This is a genomic window from Paraburkholderia sp. BL10I2N1 (assembly GCF_004361815.1).
In the GTDB taxonomy this organism is placed as follows: Bacteria; Pseudomonadota; Gammaproteobacteria; order Burkholderiales; family Burkholderiaceae; genus Paraburkholderia.
Genome location: NZ_SNWA01000001.1, coordinates 3,419,146 through 3,436,212, shown reverse-complemented (window position 1 = coordinate 3,436,212; position 17,067 = coordinate 3,419,146). Strand labels below are relative to the sequence as shown.

The 17,067-nt window shown below is 63.6% G+C and carries 11 protein-coding genes and 1 pseudogene; 8 read left to right on the top strand and 4 right to left on the bottom strand.

The genetic code is table 11. The features are described from left to right. The first annotated feature begins 25 nt into the window (after nucleotides 1-25). The 4 genes from B0G77_RS15930 to B0G77_RS15915 all read left to right on the top strand — a co-directional run bounded on the left by B0G77_RS15930 (nucleotide 26) and on the right by B0G77_RS15915 (nucleotide 4,212). Nucleotides 26-1,759, top strand: a complete 1,734-nt coding sequence (locus B0G77_RS15930) for a ClcB-like voltage-gated chloride channel protein (RefSeq protein ID WP_133662981.1) — start codon at nucleotides 26-28, stop codon at nucleotides 1,757-1,759. A 207-nt stretch (nucleotides 1,760-1,966) separates the two neighbouring features. Continuing rightward, entirely contained in the window at nucleotides 1,967-3,304 is a 1,338-nt protein-coding gene (locus B0G77_RS15925; protein WP_133662980.1) for a C45 family peptidase, read from the top strand. A gap of 350 nt (nucleotides 3,305-3,654) precedes the next feature. Then, entirely contained in the window at nucleotides 3,655-3,915 is a 261-nt protein-coding gene (locus B0G77_RS15920; RefSeq protein ID WP_133662979.1) for a hypothetical protein, read from the top strand. A 66-nt stretch (nucleotides 3,916-3,981) separates the two neighbouring features. After that, entirely contained in the window at nucleotides 3,982-4,212 is a 231-nt protein-coding gene (locus B0G77_RS15915) for a DUF2795 domain-containing protein (protein ID WP_133662978.1), read from the top strand. A 182-nt stretch (nucleotides 4,213-4,394) separates the two neighbouring features. On the opposite strand, the gene B0G77_RS15910 is transcribed toward B0G77_RS15915, so the two are convergent. Both B0G77_RS15910 and B0G77_RS15905 read right to left on the bottom strand, forming a co-directional pair. Further along, the gene (locus B0G77_RS15910) at nucleotides 4,395-4,529 is read right to left on the bottom strand and encodes an entericidin A/B family lipoprotein (protein ID WP_133662977.1); all 135 of its coding nucleotides are present in this window, start codon (nucleotides 4,527-4,529) and stop codon (nucleotides 4,395-4,397) included. A gap of 172 nt (nucleotides 4,530-4,701) precedes the next feature. Continuing rightward, nucleotides 4,702-5,319, bottom strand: coding sequence for a TetR family transcriptional regulator (locus tag B0G77_RS15905; protein ID WP_133662976.1), 618 nt, complete (start codon nucleotides 5,317-5,319; stop codon nucleotides 4,702-4,704). Between the two features lie 344 nt (nucleotides 5,320-5,663). Here B0G77_RS15905 and B0G77_RS15900 point away from each other — a divergent pair, with 344 nt between their 5' ends. The 3 genes and pseudogenes from B0G77_RS15900 (at nucleotide 5,664) to B0G77_RS15890 (ending at nucleotide 11,422) form a co-directional block, all read left to right on the top strand. After that, a complete protein-coding gene (locus B0G77_RS15900) occupies nucleotides 5,664-6,728 on the top strand; it encodes an efflux RND transporter periplasmic adaptor subunit (protein ID WP_133664171.1) in 1,065 nt (354 codons plus the stop codon). After that, nucleotides 6,725-9,938 (top strand): annotated as a pseudogene (locus B0G77_RS15895) (efflux RND transporter permease subunit). Before B0G77_RS15900 ends, B0G77_RS15895 begins: the two are co-directional and overlap by 4 nt. 29 nt (nucleotides 9,939-9,967) lie before the next feature. Next, complete coding sequence (locus B0G77_RS15890) at nucleotides 9,968-11,422, top strand: efflux transporter outer membrane subunit (protein ID WP_133664170.1); 1,455 nt, start codon at nucleotides 9,968-9,970, stop codon at nucleotides 11,420-11,422. 450 nt (nucleotides 11,423-11,872) lie between these two features. Here B0G77_RS15890 and B0G77_RS15885 read toward each other — a convergent pair whose 3' ends face one another. Both B0G77_RS15885 and B0G77_RS15880 read right to left on the bottom strand, forming a co-directional pair. Then, a complete protein-coding gene (locus B0G77_RS15885; RefSeq protein WP_133662975.1) occupies nucleotides 11,873-12,775 on the bottom strand; it encodes a lipid A biosynthesis lauroyl acyltransferase in 903 nt (300 codons plus the stop codon). A gap of 239 nt (nucleotides 12,776-13,014) precedes the next feature. Next, nucleotides 13,015-15,507, bottom strand: a complete 2,493-nt coding sequence (locus B0G77_RS15880; RefSeq protein WP_133662974.1) for a penicillin-binding protein 1A — start codon at nucleotides 15,505-15,507, stop codon at nucleotides 13,015-13,017. 583 nt (nucleotides 15,508-16,090) lie between these two features. Here B0G77_RS15880 and B0G77_RS15875 point away from each other — a divergent pair. Then, nucleotides 16,091-16,780 carry a hypothetical protein gene (locus tag B0G77_RS15875; RefSeq protein WP_133662973.1) on the top strand — a complete coding sequence of 230 codons (690 nt, stop codon included), beginning with the start codon at nucleotides 16,091-16,093 and terminating at the stop codon, nucleotides 16,778-16,780. Nucleotides 16,781-17,067 lie beyond the last annotated feature (287 nt).

Genomic DNA, 17,067 nt, shown 5'->3' with positions numbered 1-17,067 from the left:
ACTCCTCACGTTCCCTGCTTCCTACGTGCTTTCATTCCTGCTGAAGCTGCGCACGCGCGCACAAGAGCTGTTCCGCCTGTCCGATGCCCACACGATGCTGATCTGGTCGGTGGTGGTCGGCATCGCGGGCGCATTCGCTACGATTGCGTTTCGCGAGGCGATCGCCCTGCTGCAGCGGATCATTTCCGGCGAATCGGGCAGCTTCGTCGAGATGGCGCGGCGACTGCCATGGACCGTGCGCATCTGGCTGCCCGCCGCGGGCGGCCTGGTCGCCGGCTTCCTGCTGCTGGTCTCGCGGCGCTTTGCCGACAGGAACAATCACACCGACTACATGGAAGCCGTCGCGATCGGTGACGGTGTGGTGCCGGTGCGCCAGAGCTTCTGGCGCAGCGTCTCGTCGCTGTTCACGATTGCGAGCGGCGGCTCGATCGGCCGCGAAGGCCCAATGGTGCAACTGGCCGCGTTGTGCGCGTCGCTCATCGGACGCTGGGTGCATTTCGATCCAGCACGTTTGCGTCTGCTCGTCGCGTGCGGCGCGGCTGCGGGCATTACCTCCGCGTACAGCGCGCCGATTGCGGGCGCGTTCTTCGTGACCGAGATCGTGCTCGGCTCGATCAAGATGGAAAGTTTCGGGCCAGTGGTGGTGGCATCGGTAGTCGCGAACATCACGATGCGCGAGTTCGCTGGCTACAAGCCGCCGTATGAAATGCCGGAGTTTCCGCCCGTCGCGGGCATCGAAGTGCTGCTCTTCGTCGGGCTCGGCATCCTGTGCGGCGCCGCGGCACCGCAGTTCCTGCGGCTCCTCGATGTGTCGAAAGCGGGTTTTCGCAAGCTGCCGCTACCGCTGCCCGTGCGGCTTGCGCTGGGCGGTTTGATCGTTGGCGTGCTGTCGGTTTGGGAGCCGGAGGTGTGGGGCAACGGCTATAGCGTCGTGAACTCGATCCTGCATTCGCCGTGGACCTGGATCGCGCTCGTCCTCGTGCTGGTGTTCAAGGTGGCCGCCACCGCAGCGACGGTCGGCTCCGGCGCGGTTGGTGGAGTATTCACGCCGACGCTCTTTGTCGGGGCGACGCTTGGCTCGCTATTTGGTCAAGGGATGCACACCCTGTGGCCGCACGGCACCTCGGCGCCCTTTGCGTATGCGATGGTCGGCATGGGCGCATTCCTCGCGGGGGCCACTCAGGCGCCGCTGATGGCGATCATGATGATCTTCGAAATGACGCTCAGCTATCAGGTCGTCCTGCCGCTGATGCTCTCATGCGTGGTGGCGTACTTCGTGGCGCGCGCGATCGCGAAGACATCGATGTACGAGATCACGCTGCATCGCAATCGCGAAGAACAGGAGCGCCTGCGCCTGCGCGCGACCCAGATGCGCGAACTCATCCGGCCAGCCGAGACAATCGTGCCGCTCAACGCGACCGTACACGACATGACACGCGTGTTCCTCGAATATCCGGTGAAGTACCTCTACGTGATCGACGACGAGGGCTGCTTTCTCGGCGTCGTCGCACTGAAGGACATTACGTCGGACCTGCTCGACAAACAGGACACGTCGAACCGCACTGCCGCCCACTATCTCCAGTCGCACTTCGACGTGCTGACGCCGGACATGTCGCTCGGTGTCGCACTGCAGCATTTCATGGCGTTTCAGGGTGAACGTCTGCCGGTCGTCGAAAGCGCGAGCTGTCCGACGCTCGCTGGCGTGGTCTATAAAACGTCGCTGCTGGATGCCTATTTCCGGATGAATCTGGCGCGTTGAGCGTCTCCCCGGGCGGGCCGTATAACACACTGCGGCCCAGCGAACGAAGTGCGTGATACCCGCATGCGTCGGCCGGAAAAGCGTGGCATATTTCTATAGTGAAACGAGCCGCGAGCCGCACTGCGCCTGAGTATCCACCGCAATGAGCGGCGCAACGAGCGGCGCAATGAGTCAATCGCGCAGCCACCCTTTCGAGCCGGAGCGAAGATGAGCGAACCGTCCATCGATGCCGTACGTCGCGACCACGCCGGATGGATCTTCGTCCATATCGAAGGTGAGCCCTACGACCGCGGCGAACAGCACGGCCAGTTGCTTGCAGCGGAAATCCGCAATGCGATCAAGACAGCACGTTACCTGGCGAAGTGGGACACGGGCGAAGACTTCGATACCTTCGTCAATGCAGCCGTCGTGCAGTTCGCGCCCAGACTCGACACGGAATTTGCCGACGAAATCCAGGGCATCGCCGACGGTGCAAAACTGCCGTTCGCCGAAGTGCTCGCGTGGAACGGCTACATGGACCTGCTGCAAAGCTGGTGGCCGACCCACGCATCGCAAACGCAACCGCGCCTCGGCGTGAAACCGTGGCGCGGCCGGCGCGGCCATCATTGCAGCGCCTTCATCGCGACCGGCAACGCAACGCGCGACGGCCGCATCGTCATGGCGCACAACTCGTGGGATCGCTACGCGGCGGGCGACGCCTTCAACGTGGTATTCGACATCGTCCCAGACTCCGGCCACCGGATCCTGATGCAGGGGCTGCCGGGCTGCATTTCGAGCCTCACCGATTTCTGGGTCACGTCGGCGGGCCTGATGGTCACCGAGACGACGATCTCCAACTTCGTGGGCTATAACGCGGCAGGCGCGCCGGAGTTCTACCGCTCGCGGCGCGCGTCGCAATACGCGAACAGCATCGGCGAATGGTGCGAGATGTTTGCGGTTGCGAACAACGGCGGCTATGCGAACAGCTGGCTGCTCGGCGACGTGAAAAACGGCGAGATTGCGCGCTACGAACTGGGTCTTCACTACTCGGGTTTCGAGAGCACGAAGAACGGTTTTTACAGCGGCTACAACACGGCAACCGATCTGAAGATCCGCAACCAGGAATGCGTGGGCGAAGGCGAGGATTACACCGACGTACGCAAGAACGGCGCCCGGCGACTGCGCTTCATGCAACTGGCGGAGCAGCATCACGGCAAGATCGATATCGACGTGGCGAAGGAAATGATCGCCGACCATCACGATGTCTATCTGGATCGCAACGACAACCCCTGTTCACGCACGATCTGCGGGCATCTCGAACTCGACGATGCCCGCTTCGGCGGCTCGGACCAGGGGCCCTTCAATCCGTGGGGTGCGAACGACGGCAAGGTGGTCGACAGCGAAATGGCCCGTGATCTCACGTTCTGGGCGCGCTGGGGCCATCCATGCGGCCGGCCGTTCGATGCGCAGGCGTTCATGAAACGCCATCCGCAGTGGAACTGGCTGAACGGCTATATGCACGACCGGCCATCGTGGCCGTGGACCGAGTTCAGCGTGTTGCGCTGACCGGCTCGCGCGCTAAATCGCCAGACGAATTGACCGGCTGGCCGGTCGTCTTTCGGCCGGGGTGGGTCCAGTCATCCATCTCGCCCTCTACGTTTGCCTCATCTATCGCGTTGCTCGCAGGCGCGAGCAGGACCGCTCGCACCGAAAAACACAGACGGAGCCCGCGATTATTGCAAAACTGACTATTTCTTTGTCGCTTCTGTTGCAGCACGCGTCCGGTTTGCGTCGTAAGATACCAGGATGCACGCTGCGTCAGCGATCCGCGCCTCGTGGGCAGCCTGCTGCAGGATGAAGAAATGGCACGGCATTTGCTGCAGCCCCGGTGCTGCGTAAGCAAAGGAGTTCGTGCGATGAGAACCTCGACTCTGTTGACGATGGTGACGCTGTCAGCTTCATGCTTTGCCGCGCCGGTCCATACCGCGTACGACAGCACGCTGGACCGTCCGGTACAAGCCGCCTTGCGCGCCGAAGCGGCGCCCGTCGCGCCCGCGGCGCCGGATGTCCCCGCCGTAGACGACCAGCAGCCGCAGCGCTGGCAATTCATTGCCTTGCCGAAATCCCGACATCTGAATCGCCGCTTTATGGCGCCGAATGAACATCTGCAAACCTGAAGCGCCTGCAGGACCGTCATGCGGTTCGCGCACCGCAGCAAAACAGTCATAACAAGGAACGCTCGCATGACCGGAACGCCCATTCCCGACGAGTCGATCGATCTGCAGATCAGCGATATCCTGCAGACCATTTCCTGGCCCGCCAACAAGGACGCGCTAGTCAACGCCGCGCGTAATGCCGGCGCGAGCAACGAGGTGCTGGCGATGCTCGACGGCTTGCCGGAGCAGGATTACGCCGATATCGCGTCCGTCACCCCGCTCATCGGCAGCAACTTCGGGCCCGGGCTCGGGACGTGAAAGCGCGGATATCGAGCCGCGTCACGGTAGCCTGATCGGCCGCTTCCCGGCAGGCTTTGCTACACGATCCTCACGTCGAACATCGCGACGCGGCGTGAACGGGGTAACCACATGGCAACCACATGGCAACCACATGGCAACCACATGGCGGCATTGCACGCGAAGCCGCCGTGCGTTCGGCGCTACTTCGCCTTTTCAGCGCTATTCGTGATCGCCTGACCACCCTTCGATAGATCTTCCCCCGCGCCGGCGATGGTATTGCAACCGGCCAGAAAAACTGCACCCCAAACCATAACGAGAGCGATGAGCCGTGTCATAAAAGCTCCTATGCGAGGGAATAACCAGGCGTATGAGGGCAGGACATCCTGCCAGCGTCAAGCCGGATCGACTGAGTGAATCGATCCGTTTCGATTGTAGGGCAGGAGAAGAAATTCTGGCGCGCAAGGGCGCCGCCGGCCGGGTACTTGTTGCCCGGCGACGCCGCTGCTGTCAGGCATCGCGGCCGAACACCACTCTCGCGAAAAACGCTGCCAGCACCGCCTGCGCCGCGCTGTCGCCGACGTTTTGCGGATCAGCCGTGTGGAGGAACTGCACGCCGTCGCACAAGCCCATCAGGCCGGTGGCGAGATTTTCAGCGGGCAACGCCAGCGGCGTGCCGGCCCGCTCGGAAAATTCGCGGATGTATGCGGCCAGCTGTTCGAGCTTTTCCCGCATGAACGCGTTGAATCTGGTCCGGAAGCGGGCGTCACGGGCGGCGAGCAGCTTCGCTTCGACCCACAACAGGAAGCATTTGTTATCCATCGGCATCCGGCTGTAGTAGGTCAGCACGCGTGCTTCCATTTCCTCGCGCGACGCGTCACCTTCAAAGATGGCATGCAGATCGGCCTGCATCGCTTCGTGATCCCGCCGCAACAGCTCCAGGAACAGCTCCGGCTTGCTGCGGAAGTTCGAATAGAACGCGCCACGCGTGTACCCCGCCGCGCCGGCAATGTCCTCGACGCTCGTCGCGACGAATCCCTTCTTCATGAATATGGCGAGCGCAGCGTCAAGCAGACGCTCGCGCGTCTGGTCCTTGCTCTGTTCGCGGGTAAGGCGTTTTCGTCTCATGAGCGAAGTCTAGCATCCAGAATGGGTCGATTCATCTTTGCATTCAGATACAGGTATGTATTAGAATCCGGCCATCAATCTGAAGCAAGGGTGACGTGCAGATTTTTTGCCGCACCGGGGTGCATGCGCCAGCCGCTGCCGCGGTCTGTCGCATCCGTTTGCAGCCTTCGTTTCAGCCTTCGTCTGCAGCCTTCGTTCGCCGCACTCGCATTGGGGTTATCGTGAATCGTCCCGGTTTCAATCCTGGCTCTAGCGCGCAGCTTCCAGCGCGTCCGCCGTCCCGTCGGCGCGCAGGCGTCGCTCCCTTGCGCACCGCCACCCTCGTCGCAGCACTGAGCGGCGTCATGCTGCTCAGCGCGTGCCACCCGAAAGAACCGGCCGCCCCCGTGCCCGGCCCCGTCGTCGCGGTCGCGGTGCATCCGGACGGCCAGCCGGTCGCCTCGGCCCTGCCCGGCGAAGTCGAGGCGCGTTACGCGACGCCGCTGTCATTCCGCGTCGCGGGCAAGATCATCGAGCGGCGCGTGCGGCTTGGCGATACGGTAAAGAGCGGCGAGGTCGTCGCCCGCCTCGATCCGGCCGATGCGCAGAAGAACGCTGCAAGCGCCCAGGCGGCGCTCGACGCCGCCCAGCATCGGCTCGTCTTCGCGAGACAGCAGCTCGACCGCGATCGCGCCCAGCTGCACGACAACCTGATCTCCCAGGCCCAGTTCGAACAGACGACCGACGCGTACGCGTCCGCGGCTGCGCAGCGCGATCAGGCCGATCAACAGGCGGCGCTCGCCCGAAACCAGCTGCAGTACACGACGCTCGTCTCCGATCACACCGGCGTCATCACCGCTGAACAGGCGGACACCGGCCAGAACGTGTCGGCCGGCCAGTCGGTCTACAACCTCGCGTGGACGGGCGACGTCGACGTGATCTGCGACGTGCCCGAAAGCGCGCTCGCAACGCTTGCCGTCGGGCAGATCGCGAAGGTCACGTTGCCGGCGCTGTCGGGCCGCAGCTTCACGGCGCGCGTGCGCGAACTGTCGCCGGCCGCCGATCCGCAAAGCCGCACGTTCCGCGCGCGACTCACGCTCGAGAACGCCGGGCCCGACGTGCGCCTCGGCATGACCGCGAGCGTGTCGTTAGCCCGCGATAACGCCGCCCGCGGCGCGTCCAGTTCGTTCGTGGTGCCCGCGACCGCCCTCTTTCACGAAGGCAACGCGCCCGCGCTGTGGATCGTGCGCGCGGACGACACGCTCGAACTGCGCCGCATCCAGGTCACGCGCTATAACGAGCGCACGATTGCAGTCTCCGAAGGGCTGAAGGACGGCGAACGTGTCGTGCTGCAAGGCGTTCACACGGTAGCGGCCGGCGAGAAGGTCCGGGTCATCGCGCCGCTTCATCCCGAGGACTTTGCGTCATGAGCACTTCCGACGCCACACGTGATGCCGAACGCGAAGCCCGCCTGGAGGAAGGCCGTTTTAATCTGTCCGCCTGGGCGCTGCGCCATCAGGCACTGGTCGTGTTCCTGATCGTCCTGTCGACTGCCTTCGGCATCCTCGCCTACACGCGGCTCGCGCAATCCGAAGACCCGCCGTTCACGTTTCGCGTAATGGTGATCCGCACGTTCTGGCCAGGCGCCACCGCGCGCCAGGTGCAGGAACAGCTCACCGACCGCATCGGCCGCAAGTTGCAGGAAACCCCGTCTATCGATTTCGTCCGCAGCTATTCGCGCCCGGGCGAATCGCTGATGTTCTTCACGATGAAGGACTCCGCACCCGTGAAGGACGTGCCGGAGACCTGGTACCAGGTCCGCAAGAAAGTCGGTGACATTGCCGCGACGCTGCCGCCCGGCATTCAGGGGCCGTTCTTCAACGACGAGTTCGGCGACGTCTACACGAACATCTACACACTCGAAGGTGACGGCTTTTCGCCCGCGCAACTGCACGACTACGCGGACCAGTTACGCACGGTGCTGCTGCGTGTGCCGGGTGTCGGCAAGGTCGATTATTTCGGCGATCCGGACCAGCACATCTACGTCGAGATTTCGAACACCCAGCTGACGCGCCTTGGCATCACGCCGCAACAGCTCGCACAGGCCGTCAACTCGCAGAACGCCGTGTCGCCATCAGGCACGTTGACGACCGCCGACGACCGCGTGTTCGTCCGCCCCACCGGCCAGTTAAACGATGTGAATGCACTCGCCGATACGCTGATCCGCATCAACAACCGCTCGTTCCGTCTCGGCGATATCGCGACGATCAGGCGTGGCTATGACGACCCGCCCGTCACGCAGATGCGTTTCGGTGGCAGCGCGGTGCTGGGCATCGGCGTGACCATGCAGCCAGGCGGAGACGTGATCCGCCTTGGCAAGGCGCTCGACCAGCAGACCGCCGTATTGCGCGCGCATCTGCCGGCGGGGCTCAAGCTCGTCGAAGTGTCGAGCATGCCGAAGGCGGTCGCGCTGTCGGTGGACGATTTCCTCGAAGCCGTTGCCGAAGCGATTGCGATCGTGCTCGTCGTGAGCCTGATTTCGTTGGGCTTGCGCACCGGAATGGTGGTCGTGATCTCGATTCCGATCGTGCTCGCCGTGACCGCGCTCTTCATGTACCTGTTCGACATCGGTCTGCACAAGGTGTCGCTCGGTACCCTGGTGCTTGCGCTGGGTCTGCTTGTCGACGACGCCATCATTGCCGTCGAAATGATGGCCGTGAAGCTCGAACAGGGCTGGAATCGCACACGCGCCGCGGCATTCGCGTACACCAGCACGGCGTTTCCGATGCTGACGGGCACGCTCGTCACCGTCTCCGGCTTCCTGCCAATCGCGCTCGCCAAATCGAGTACCGGCGAATACACGCGTTCGATATTCGAAGTCTCCGCGATTGCGCTGATCGCTTCATGGCTTGCGGCCGTCGTGCTGATTCCGATGCTGGGCTATCACATGCTGCCGGAGCGCAAGCGCACTCCGAAAGAACATCCTTCGGGGGACCACGCGCATGAAGCGCACGATCACGAGCATGGCACCCCGCACGAAGTCCCATTGGGGGACATCTACGACACGCGCTTCTATGGCCGGCTGCGCGGCTGGGTCGGCTGGTGCATCGAGCGACGTTTTGTCGTGCTCGCGATTACCGTCGTGCTGTTCCTCATCTCGCTCGCGGGCTTCACGCTCGTGCCGCAGCAGTTCTTCCCGAGTTCGGACCGGCCGGAACTGCTCGTCGACGTGCGCCTGCCCGAAGGCGCGTCGTTCCATGCGACGCTGCGCGAGGCGCAGCGGCTTGAAAAGGCGCTCGAAGGACGGCCTGAGATCGATCACACTGTCAACTTCGTCGGCACGGGTGCGCCGCGCTTCTATCTGCCGCTCGATCAGCAACTGCAGCAGCCGAATTTCGCGCAGTTCGTGATCACCGCGAAATCGGTCAAGGACCGCGAAAAAACTCGCACGGTGGCTCGCACCCGAACTGCGCAACAGGTTTCCGGCGATTCGCACGCGCCTGTCCCGGCTGGAAAACGGCCCGCCGGTCGGCTATCCGGTGCAGTTCCGCGTGAGCGGCGACGACATCGCAACGGTCCGCTCGATTGCCGAAAAAGTCGCGGCCATGATGCGCGCCGACACGCGCACCGCGAATGTCCAGTTCGACTGGGACGAACCCGCCGAGCGTTCGGTGCGTTTCGAAGTCGATCAGAAGAAGGCCCGCGAACTCGGCGTGAGTTCCGAAGATATCTCCAGCTTCCTTGCCATGACGCTTTCCGGATACACGGTCACCCAATACCGTGAGCGTGACAAGCTCATCAGCGTCGATCTGCGCGCGCCGAAAAGTGAACGCGTCGATCCGGCGCAGATCATCACGCTCGCGATGCCGACGCCCAACGGCCCGGTGCCGCTCGGCACACTCGGCCAGTTGCGCCACGACCTCGAGTACGGCGTGATCTGGGAACGCGACCGGCAACCTACGATCACCGTGCAATCCGACGTCGCCAACGGTGCGCAGGGTATCGACGTGACCAATAGCATCGACCACTCGCTCGCGCAGATCCGCGAGGCGCTGCCGGTGGGTTACCGCATCGAAGTCGGCGGCCCGGTGGAGGAGAGCGCGAAAGGACAGACGTCGATCAACGCGCAGATGCCGATCATGATCATCGCCGTGCTGACCTTGCTGATGATCCAGTTGCAGAGCTTCGCGCGCGTGCTGATGGTGGTGCTGACGGCACCGCTCGGACTGATCGGCGTGGTCGCGACCCTGCTGCTGTTCGGCAAGCCGTTCGGCTTCGTCGCCATGCTCGGTGTGATTGCGATGTTCGGCATCATCATGCGTAACTCGGTGATTCTCGTCGATCAGATCGAGCAGGACATCGCGGCCGGCCAGAAACGTTTCGATGCGATCGTCGGCGCGACCGTGCGACGCTTCCGGCCGATCACGCTGACGGCGGCCGCCGCCGTGCTCGCGCTGATTCCGCTCCTGCGCTCCAACTTCTTCGGACCGATGGCGACCGCCTTGATGGGCGGCATTACGAGCGCGACCGTGCTGACGCTGTTCTATTTGCCGGCGCTGTACGCGGCATCGTTCAGGGTGCGCAAGGATGAGCGCGAGCCGTCCCCGCCGCCCTCCTCATCTGCGCAAGCGGGAGTTTGATCATGGACAACCGTTGCTTCACTCTCAGGATGCCGGCGTTCGCCGCGGCTGCGGCGTTCACGCTCGCCGCCTGCTCGTTCGGCCCGAACGGCACTCCGCCGGCCATGCCGGAGCCAGCCCACTACGGCGCGGAGCCGCAACCGATGCAGACCGTGCCAGCCCAGGGCGTGACGCAACAGTTCGTCATTGGCGCGAAGCCGGTGCCGGACTGGTGGAAGCAGTACCGCTCAGACGATCTGGACGCGCTCGTCGATGAGGGCCTGCGCAACAGCCCGACGCTCGCTGCGACCGATCGCAACCTCGCCGCAGCGCGCGAGCAGTTGCGAGCCCAGATCGGCAGCTCGCTGCTGCCCACCATCGACGCCGGCGGGCAGGCAACCCGGCAGCGCGCCCTCGCCATTCCGGAGGTCGGGCCGAACACGTTTCTCTACAACGTGTTCGTCGGACAGTTGCAGGCGCATTACACATTCGATATTTTCGGCGCGGCACGGCTGGAGAACGCGGCGCTCGCCGCCCGCGTCGATGTGCAGGCGTATCAGTTCGATGCAGCGCGTCGCGCGCTGGCGGCCAACATCGTCTCGGCGGCGATCGCTTCGGCCACGCTGCATGCGCAGATCGAGACCACCGAGCGCCTCGTTACGCTCGCCAACGAGCAGGCACGCGATACCTCGCGCCGCTACGAGCTCGGCGCAGCCTCCCATACCGATGCGCTGAACGCACAGCAAAGCGCCGCGACGCTCGCGGCCAGTCTGCCGGGACTGCGTCAGCAGTGGCTGACGACCCGTCACGCGCTTGCCGTACTGCTCGGCCGCACACCCGATGCAGCGCCGGCCGACCTCGATCTCGCGAGCCTGCACGTGCCCGAACAGGTGCCGGTGTCGATACCGTCGGATCTGCTGAAGTCGCGACCTGACATACAGGCTGCCGATGCCACGTTGAAGGCCGCCGCGGCCGACGTCGGCGTCGCCACGGCGCAGATGTTTCCAAGCCTGTCGCTGACGGCATCGATGGGCCAGGGCGGATTTAGCTGGCCGGTCGCGGTGTCCGGTGCGGGCGCACTGTGGAGCATCGGCGCGTCGCTGTCGCAACCGATCTTTCATGGCGGCGCGCTCGCCGCTCAACGCCGCGCGGCTGTCGATGCGTACGACGCTGCCACTGCCCAGTACAGGCAGACTGTGCTTGCGGCGTTTCAGAATGTCGCCGATACGCTGGCCGCGCTCGAACACGATGCGCAGTCGCTCGATGCGGCGAATTTTGCCGCCCGTTCGGCGCAAGGCGTATTCGACGAGACATCCGCGCGCTACCGGCTCGGTGCCGTGGCCGAGTCGACGGCACGCTCGAGCGAGCAGCAGTACCGCAACGCGCGGCTCGACGAGATCCGCTACACGGGTGCGCGCCTCTCCGACACGGCGGCCCTCTTTCAGGCGATGGGCAATCCGCCGCCGCAGGCGAAACCTTCGACGGACGGCGTAGCAAGCAACTGATCGGACCTGTCGCTATCGGGTGTACCGCGTGCTCCGGCTCGCGGTTATCCCCAGTTTATGTTGATGAGCCTGTTGAAAAGTCTCTGACAAGCACGCTAACGCATTGAGCTCGCGGTGCTTTTATACGACGGCGCGAAATGCGTCGCCGACGCATCGCGGGCGGCTTCGGCAGTATGCAAAACCGCCCACGTTATCAACAGATTCTGTTGACAGGGCTGCTGATAAGCCTGGGCAGACCGCGTTAAGTCACTGAGCCAGATCAACTTGTTGTTCGCGGAGCGGAACCAGGCAACTCGACACGCGACATCGCAAGCCGATCGGTCGCGCGAACCCTTGAGCAGGCTTATCCACAGATTTTGTTGAAAGCCCTGTTGATAACGTCAGGACAGCACGCATAAGTGCCTGAGCGCAAGCGTCTTTCCACCGCTGCAAGAACATGAGCCCAACGAATCAATACACCGCGGCCTCACCTGCTGGCCGGTTCTTGAAGCGCTTGTGCACCCAGTAGTACTGAGCCGGAATTCTGCGCACCTGTGTTTCGAGAAACGCGGTGATACGACGCGCGTCGATTTCCGCATCGTCTGACGGAAAATCCGCAAGCGCGTCGAAAATCGTCAGCTTGTAGCCACGATAGTCCGGCAGCACCTCGGTGACGAACGGCACCACCCGTGCATTGCCCGCTTTCGCGAGCCGGGACACGGACGTCAATGTGCACGCCGGCACGCCGAAGAACGGCACGAACACTGAATCGCGCAAACCGAAATCCATGTCGGCTGCGAGCATCACCGGCTTGCCGGCACGCAGCACGCGCAGCGCGTGACGCACGCTGTTGCTGCGCGGAATCATCTCCGTGCCGAAGCGGCCGCGCTGGCGCAGCGCCAGCGCATCGAACAGCACGTTCGACATCGGCGTGTAGAGCGACGCGACCGGATGCCGCGTCGAATACATCATGCAGCCCGCCTCGATACCGACGAAATGGAAGCCGACAAAGATCGTCGGATGCCGGTGCGCGTCGGCGAGATCGATCGCGCTCTCCACTTCGACGAGACGCGCAAGCGACTGCGCGCTACCAAACCACTGCAGCCCGCGCTCGACGTAGCTGCGTATCACATGGCAGAAGTGCGCCCGCGCGAGGCGCTCGCGTTCGGCCTCGCTCATGTCGGGAAAGCACAGTTTCAGATTTGTGTGAACGACCTTCCTGCGAGCGCCCGGAATGCGATACAGCAACGCGCCGAGGCCCACGCCAAAGCGGGCGACCAGGCCATACGGCAGCAGCGCGAGCGCGCGCAGCAAGCCGGTCGTGAGACAGATAAGAATGCGGTTCTTCAAGGGAAGACCATGTTGATCATGCATGCGTGGCGAACGCGCCGTTCCGCGAAAGAATGGAGACGACCGTCGGACTGGACCTACATACGCGCGCCTGATACCGGGTGAAAGCGTCGCGCCTGGCGCGAAGCAGCCCCGTTTGAAACACGGGGACGAAGTAATCTGTCATTCGACAGGCGGACGGAACCGCAAACCTGGCAGATTGTAATCGCCAGGCACACCCGGACGCATCTTCGTCCGGGTGTGCCTTCTTACCTTCGCTTACATCACGGCTTGTTCGATTCGAACAAATCCATGATCTGCTTCTTCTCGGTCGACGAGACATCTGGCGGCGTCAGCCCCGCTGCCCCCACCTTGCCCAGCGCATCGGTTGCGCCTGCAAGCGGATTCGCCGAATCGAGGCCGATACTCGCGACAAAACCATTGCCTGGCGTCATGTCCGTGAAGAACAGCTCGCCGTCGAGCGTCGTGACGCCCTCGGGCATCTGCGGTTCTTCCTGCGGCACGCCGCGCAGCGCCCGTTGCATGTAGTCGACCCAGATCGGCAGCGCCAGCTGCGCACCGAACTCGCGGCTGCCGAGCGACTTCGGCTGGTCATAGCCCATCCACGCCACCGCCACCAGCGACTTCTGATAGCCGGCGAACCAGCCGTCCTTCGCATCGTTCGTCGTGCCCGTCTTGCCCTGCAGATCCGAACGACGCAGCACATTGGTGCCCGCCCCCGTGCCCGCGGTCGCGACCGAATGCAGCAGGCTGTTCATGATGAACGCATTACGCGCTTCCAGCGTGCGTGGCGCGTCGGTGCCAGCCGTCAACGGCTGCGCCCGCGAAATCACCTGGCCGCGCGCATCGGTGACATCGGCGATCAGATACGGATTGATCCGGTAACCGCCGTTCGCAAACACCGAATAGGCGCCCGCCGACTGCAACGGCGTCACGAGCCCCGCGCCGAGCGCGAGCGGCAGATACGGCGGCGTCTTGTCGACATCGAAGCCGAAACGCTGCGTGACGAAGTCCTGCGCGTACTTCGTGCCGATAAACGACAGGATGCGGATCGACACCAGGTTCTTCGACTTCTGCAGCGCAAGGCGCATCGACATCGGGCCATCCGGCTGATCGTCGTCCTTCGGTTCCCACGCGTCTCCGCCTGGCGCGCTCGGCGGGAACGACAGCGGCGCGTCGTTGATGATCGTCGCCGGTGCGAGGCCTTTGTCGAGCGCCGCCGAATAGATGAACGGCTTGAAACTCGAGCCCGGCTGCCGCCACGCCTGCGTCACGTGATTGAACTTGTTCTTGTTGAAGTCGAAGCCGCCGACCAGCGCACGGATCGCGCCGTCCTGCGGTGTCAGCGACACGAGCGCGCCTTCGACCTGCGGCAACTGCGTGATCTGCCAGTTGCCCTTCGCATCGGCGACGAGGCGCACGATCGAGCCGGGCCGGATGCGCTGCGCCTGCGCCGCATGCGGGCTCAGCGCGGCAGCCGCAAAGCGCAGCCCATCGCCGTCGATCGTCGCGGCCGTGCCGTCGACGAACTGCACCTTCGCCTGCTTCGGCGTCGCATCGGTGACGACGGCTGCGACGATTTCACCGGCGTCGGGATGATCGGCGAGCGCATCGTCGATCGCCTGGTCGCGATCGTCGCTGTTGTCCGGCAGGTCGACGAAGCCTTCCGGTCCGCGATAACCGTGGCGGCGCTCGTAATCCATGATGCCTTTGCGCACGGCATGATACGCCGCGTCCTGGTCGGCAGAATCGATCGTCGTCGTGACGTTCAGGCCGCGCGTGTAGGTCTCGTCCTTGTACTGCGCGTATATCATCTGACGGACCATCTCCGCGATGTACTCGGCATGCACGCTGTACTCATTGCCCGCGACCTTCGTGTGAATCGGCTCCTTCACGGCCCCGTCATACTGGTCCTGGGTGATGTAATGCAGATCGAGCATGCGCTTCAGGATGTATTCCTGGCGGATCTTCGCGCGCTTCGGGTTCACCACCGGGTTGTAGGCCGATGGCGCTTTCGGCAGGCCCGCCAGCATCGCTGCTTCAGCCAGTGTGATGTCTTTCAGATCCTTGCCGAAGTAGACGCGCGCGGCAGCTGCAAAACCGTACGCGCGCTCACCCAGATAGATCTGGTTCATGTAGAGCTCGAGGATCTGATCCTTCGTGAGCGCACGCTCGATCTTGTACGCAAGCATCATTTCGTAGATCTTGCGGGTGTAGGTCTTTTCGCTCGACAGGAAGAAGTTGCGTGCGACCTGCATCGTGATCGTGCTCGCACCTTGCGAAGCGCCGCCGTGCAGCAGGTCCGCGAACCCCGCGCGCAGAATGCCGACGAAGTCGACGCCGCCATGCTCGTAGAAGCGGTAGTCTTCGATGGCGAGCACCGCTTTCTTCATCTGGTCGGGGATGTCGGCGAAGCGCACCAGACTGCGGCGCTCCTCGCCGAACTCGCCGATCAGGATGTGGTCCGCTGTGTAGACGCGCAGCGGCACCTTCGGACGATAGTCGGTGAGCGCGTCGAGCGACGGCAGCTGCGGCCCCATCACGACGAGCGCATAACCGATGATCAGCGCACCGACGACGGCAATCGTCGCCAGCAGCCCGGCGAACCAGATTGCAATGTTCGCACCGAGCGAACGGCCAGCGGGCTTGTCGTCGCGGACGGCACCGTTGCGTTCGCGGCTGGATCCGGCGTTGCGGTGGTTGGGATTCCGGTCGTCGGCCGGATAATTTGAAGGCGGTCGTTTGATAATTGGCATGACTTGAATGGTTGGCGCCTCACTGCGCACCTTCTGCGCGCGCTCCCGGCGTGCGCAAGGATCATGGTCGTGGCGCGCCTTGAACTGGCAGCGCCGACAGGTCTAGACGTTGGCAATAAGCGGTTGGCAAATAGCGCCGCATCGGACGGTCATTGCAACACCCCGCCGAAACCGGCTCCCCGTACGGTCATACGCCCCCGGCGACCGCGCAGCGCACGGCGAAAACGGCGGCCAGCGCAAACGTAACAGGGCATTTTAAAGAAATCGCGCGGCGCCCAAGCCGATTTTTTTGTAAGAATTCCCTCATGATGGTTTCCCGAAAGGTGCTGCATGCCTTTTGTCGGAGCGCGCGGGGTTATTAACAGAAAATGTTGAAAGGCCTGTGGACAATGCTGCTGGAAAGGCGGCAAGTCATTGAAGTCACGATATTTTCGCGCGGCGCTCCGGTTTTACCCTGGTTTGCCCCGTATCGCTTCGGCGCGAGTCGCCTTATGATGGACCGGTCGCGCCTCTTTCCGACGCGGCCGCCCGCCAGAATCCGCGGCCAGACGACAAAACACGCCAAAACGCACGCGAGCCGACCATGAACAAGCCCAGCGAACGCATCGTCGTATTCGTCACACCCGCCCAGAAGCGCGCGATCACCTCGACCGCCGAAGGCCTCGGCATCAGCGTCAGCGAACTGATGCGGCGTGCCGTGCTCAGCTTCGGTGCGACGAGCGAGCAGGTCAAGGCGGCGAGCATCGTCGATCGTTTGCGCGCCCCGCGTGAGCCGGATGCGTTGAACGAGGCATTGCGGAAAGTCGCCCGCGGCACGCGCCACACACACGGCACCGCGACGCCCGCCTTACCGCCGGCGCGCGCGCGCAATGCCCTGCCGCCACCCTCCACGTCGTCGATCAGCGATGGCGCTGATGCAGCGCCTGTTCCGTTTCAGGACGAGCTTCACGCTTCGTCCCGGATGCCGCTTCCGGCCCGCTCCGGCGCGTCGTTCAAGGACGCTTCCGCGCTGGCCGAAGATTTGCCGGACGCAACGCCGCCTTTCGATCCCGCCACTGCAACCGAAGAGGAAATGCGCAACGCGGCAGAAGCCGTCGCAAGGGTGGCCGCGGCCAAGGCTGCCGCGCTTGCCGCAGGCCCGAACCCCACGGCCGACGCGGCACACGCCAGCGGGCCGGACACGTCGCGGCAGCGCCCATGCCTCGCCCCCGCGCCGGTGGACGACGACCCAGACGCCGCCGACCCCTCTTCAAAGGATGGCCGCTTCGCGTGAAATTCGCTGGCGCTCTCCGGTAATCAATCAACGGAAATCCGGCGAAAAATTTCGCTCCTTGAACACCGCAAAAGCGACGTCTTGATGACGGCGAGGCACGACGTTTTGAAGCCGTTATATAACGTGGCTTTAAGACCTTTTTAAGATCGGTCGTGGTGTAATATTCGCGCTCGGCCGAGCCATCGGCCACGCACCTTTCGGGCTGTTAATCCTTTGTAATCGCGATATCGGCAACGTTGCCATTGCAATTCATCGAAACGTCCCGATTTGCTGACCGGTCGTCCGCA

Coding starts and splice junctions, on each gene's coding strand:
- B0G77_RS15915 (WP_133662978.1), top strand. CDS start 3,982: ATGACCGGAACGCCCATTCCCGACGAGTCGATCGATCTGCAGATCAGC.
- B0G77_RS15920 (WP_133662979.1), top strand. CDS start 3,655: ATGAGAACCTCGACTCTGTTGACGATGGTGACGCTGTCAGCTTCATGC.
- B0G77_RS15910 (WP_133662977.1), bottom strand. CDS start 4,529: ATGACACGGCTCATCGCTCTCGTTATGGTTTGGGGTGCAGTTTTTCTG.
- B0G77_RS15880 (WP_133662974.1), bottom strand. CDS start 15,507: ATGCCAATTATCAAACGACCGCCTTCAAATTATCCGGCCGACGACCGG.
- B0G77_RS15925 (WP_133662980.1), top strand. CDS start 1,967: ATGAGCGAACCGTCCATCGATGCCGTACGTCGCGACCACGCCGGATGG.
- B0G77_RS15890 (WP_133664170.1), top strand. CDS start 9,968: ATGCCGGCGTTCGCCGCGGCTGCGGCGTTCACGCTCGCCGCCTGCTCG.
- B0G77_RS15905 (WP_133662976.1), bottom strand. CDS start 5,319: ATGAGACGAAAACGCCTTACCCGCGAACAGAGCAAGGACCAGACGCGC.
- B0G77_RS15900 (WP_133664171.1), top strand. CDS start 5,664: ATGCTGCTCAGCGCGTGCCACCCGAAAGAACCGGCCGCCCCCGTGCCC.
- B0G77_RS15885 (WP_133662975.1), bottom strand. CDS start 12,775: ATGCATGATCAACATGGTCTTCCCTTGAAGAACCGCATTCTTATCTGT.
- B0G77_RS15875 (WP_133662973.1), top strand. CDS start 16,091: ATGAACAAGCCCAGCGAACGCATCGTCGTATTCGTCACACCCGCCCAG.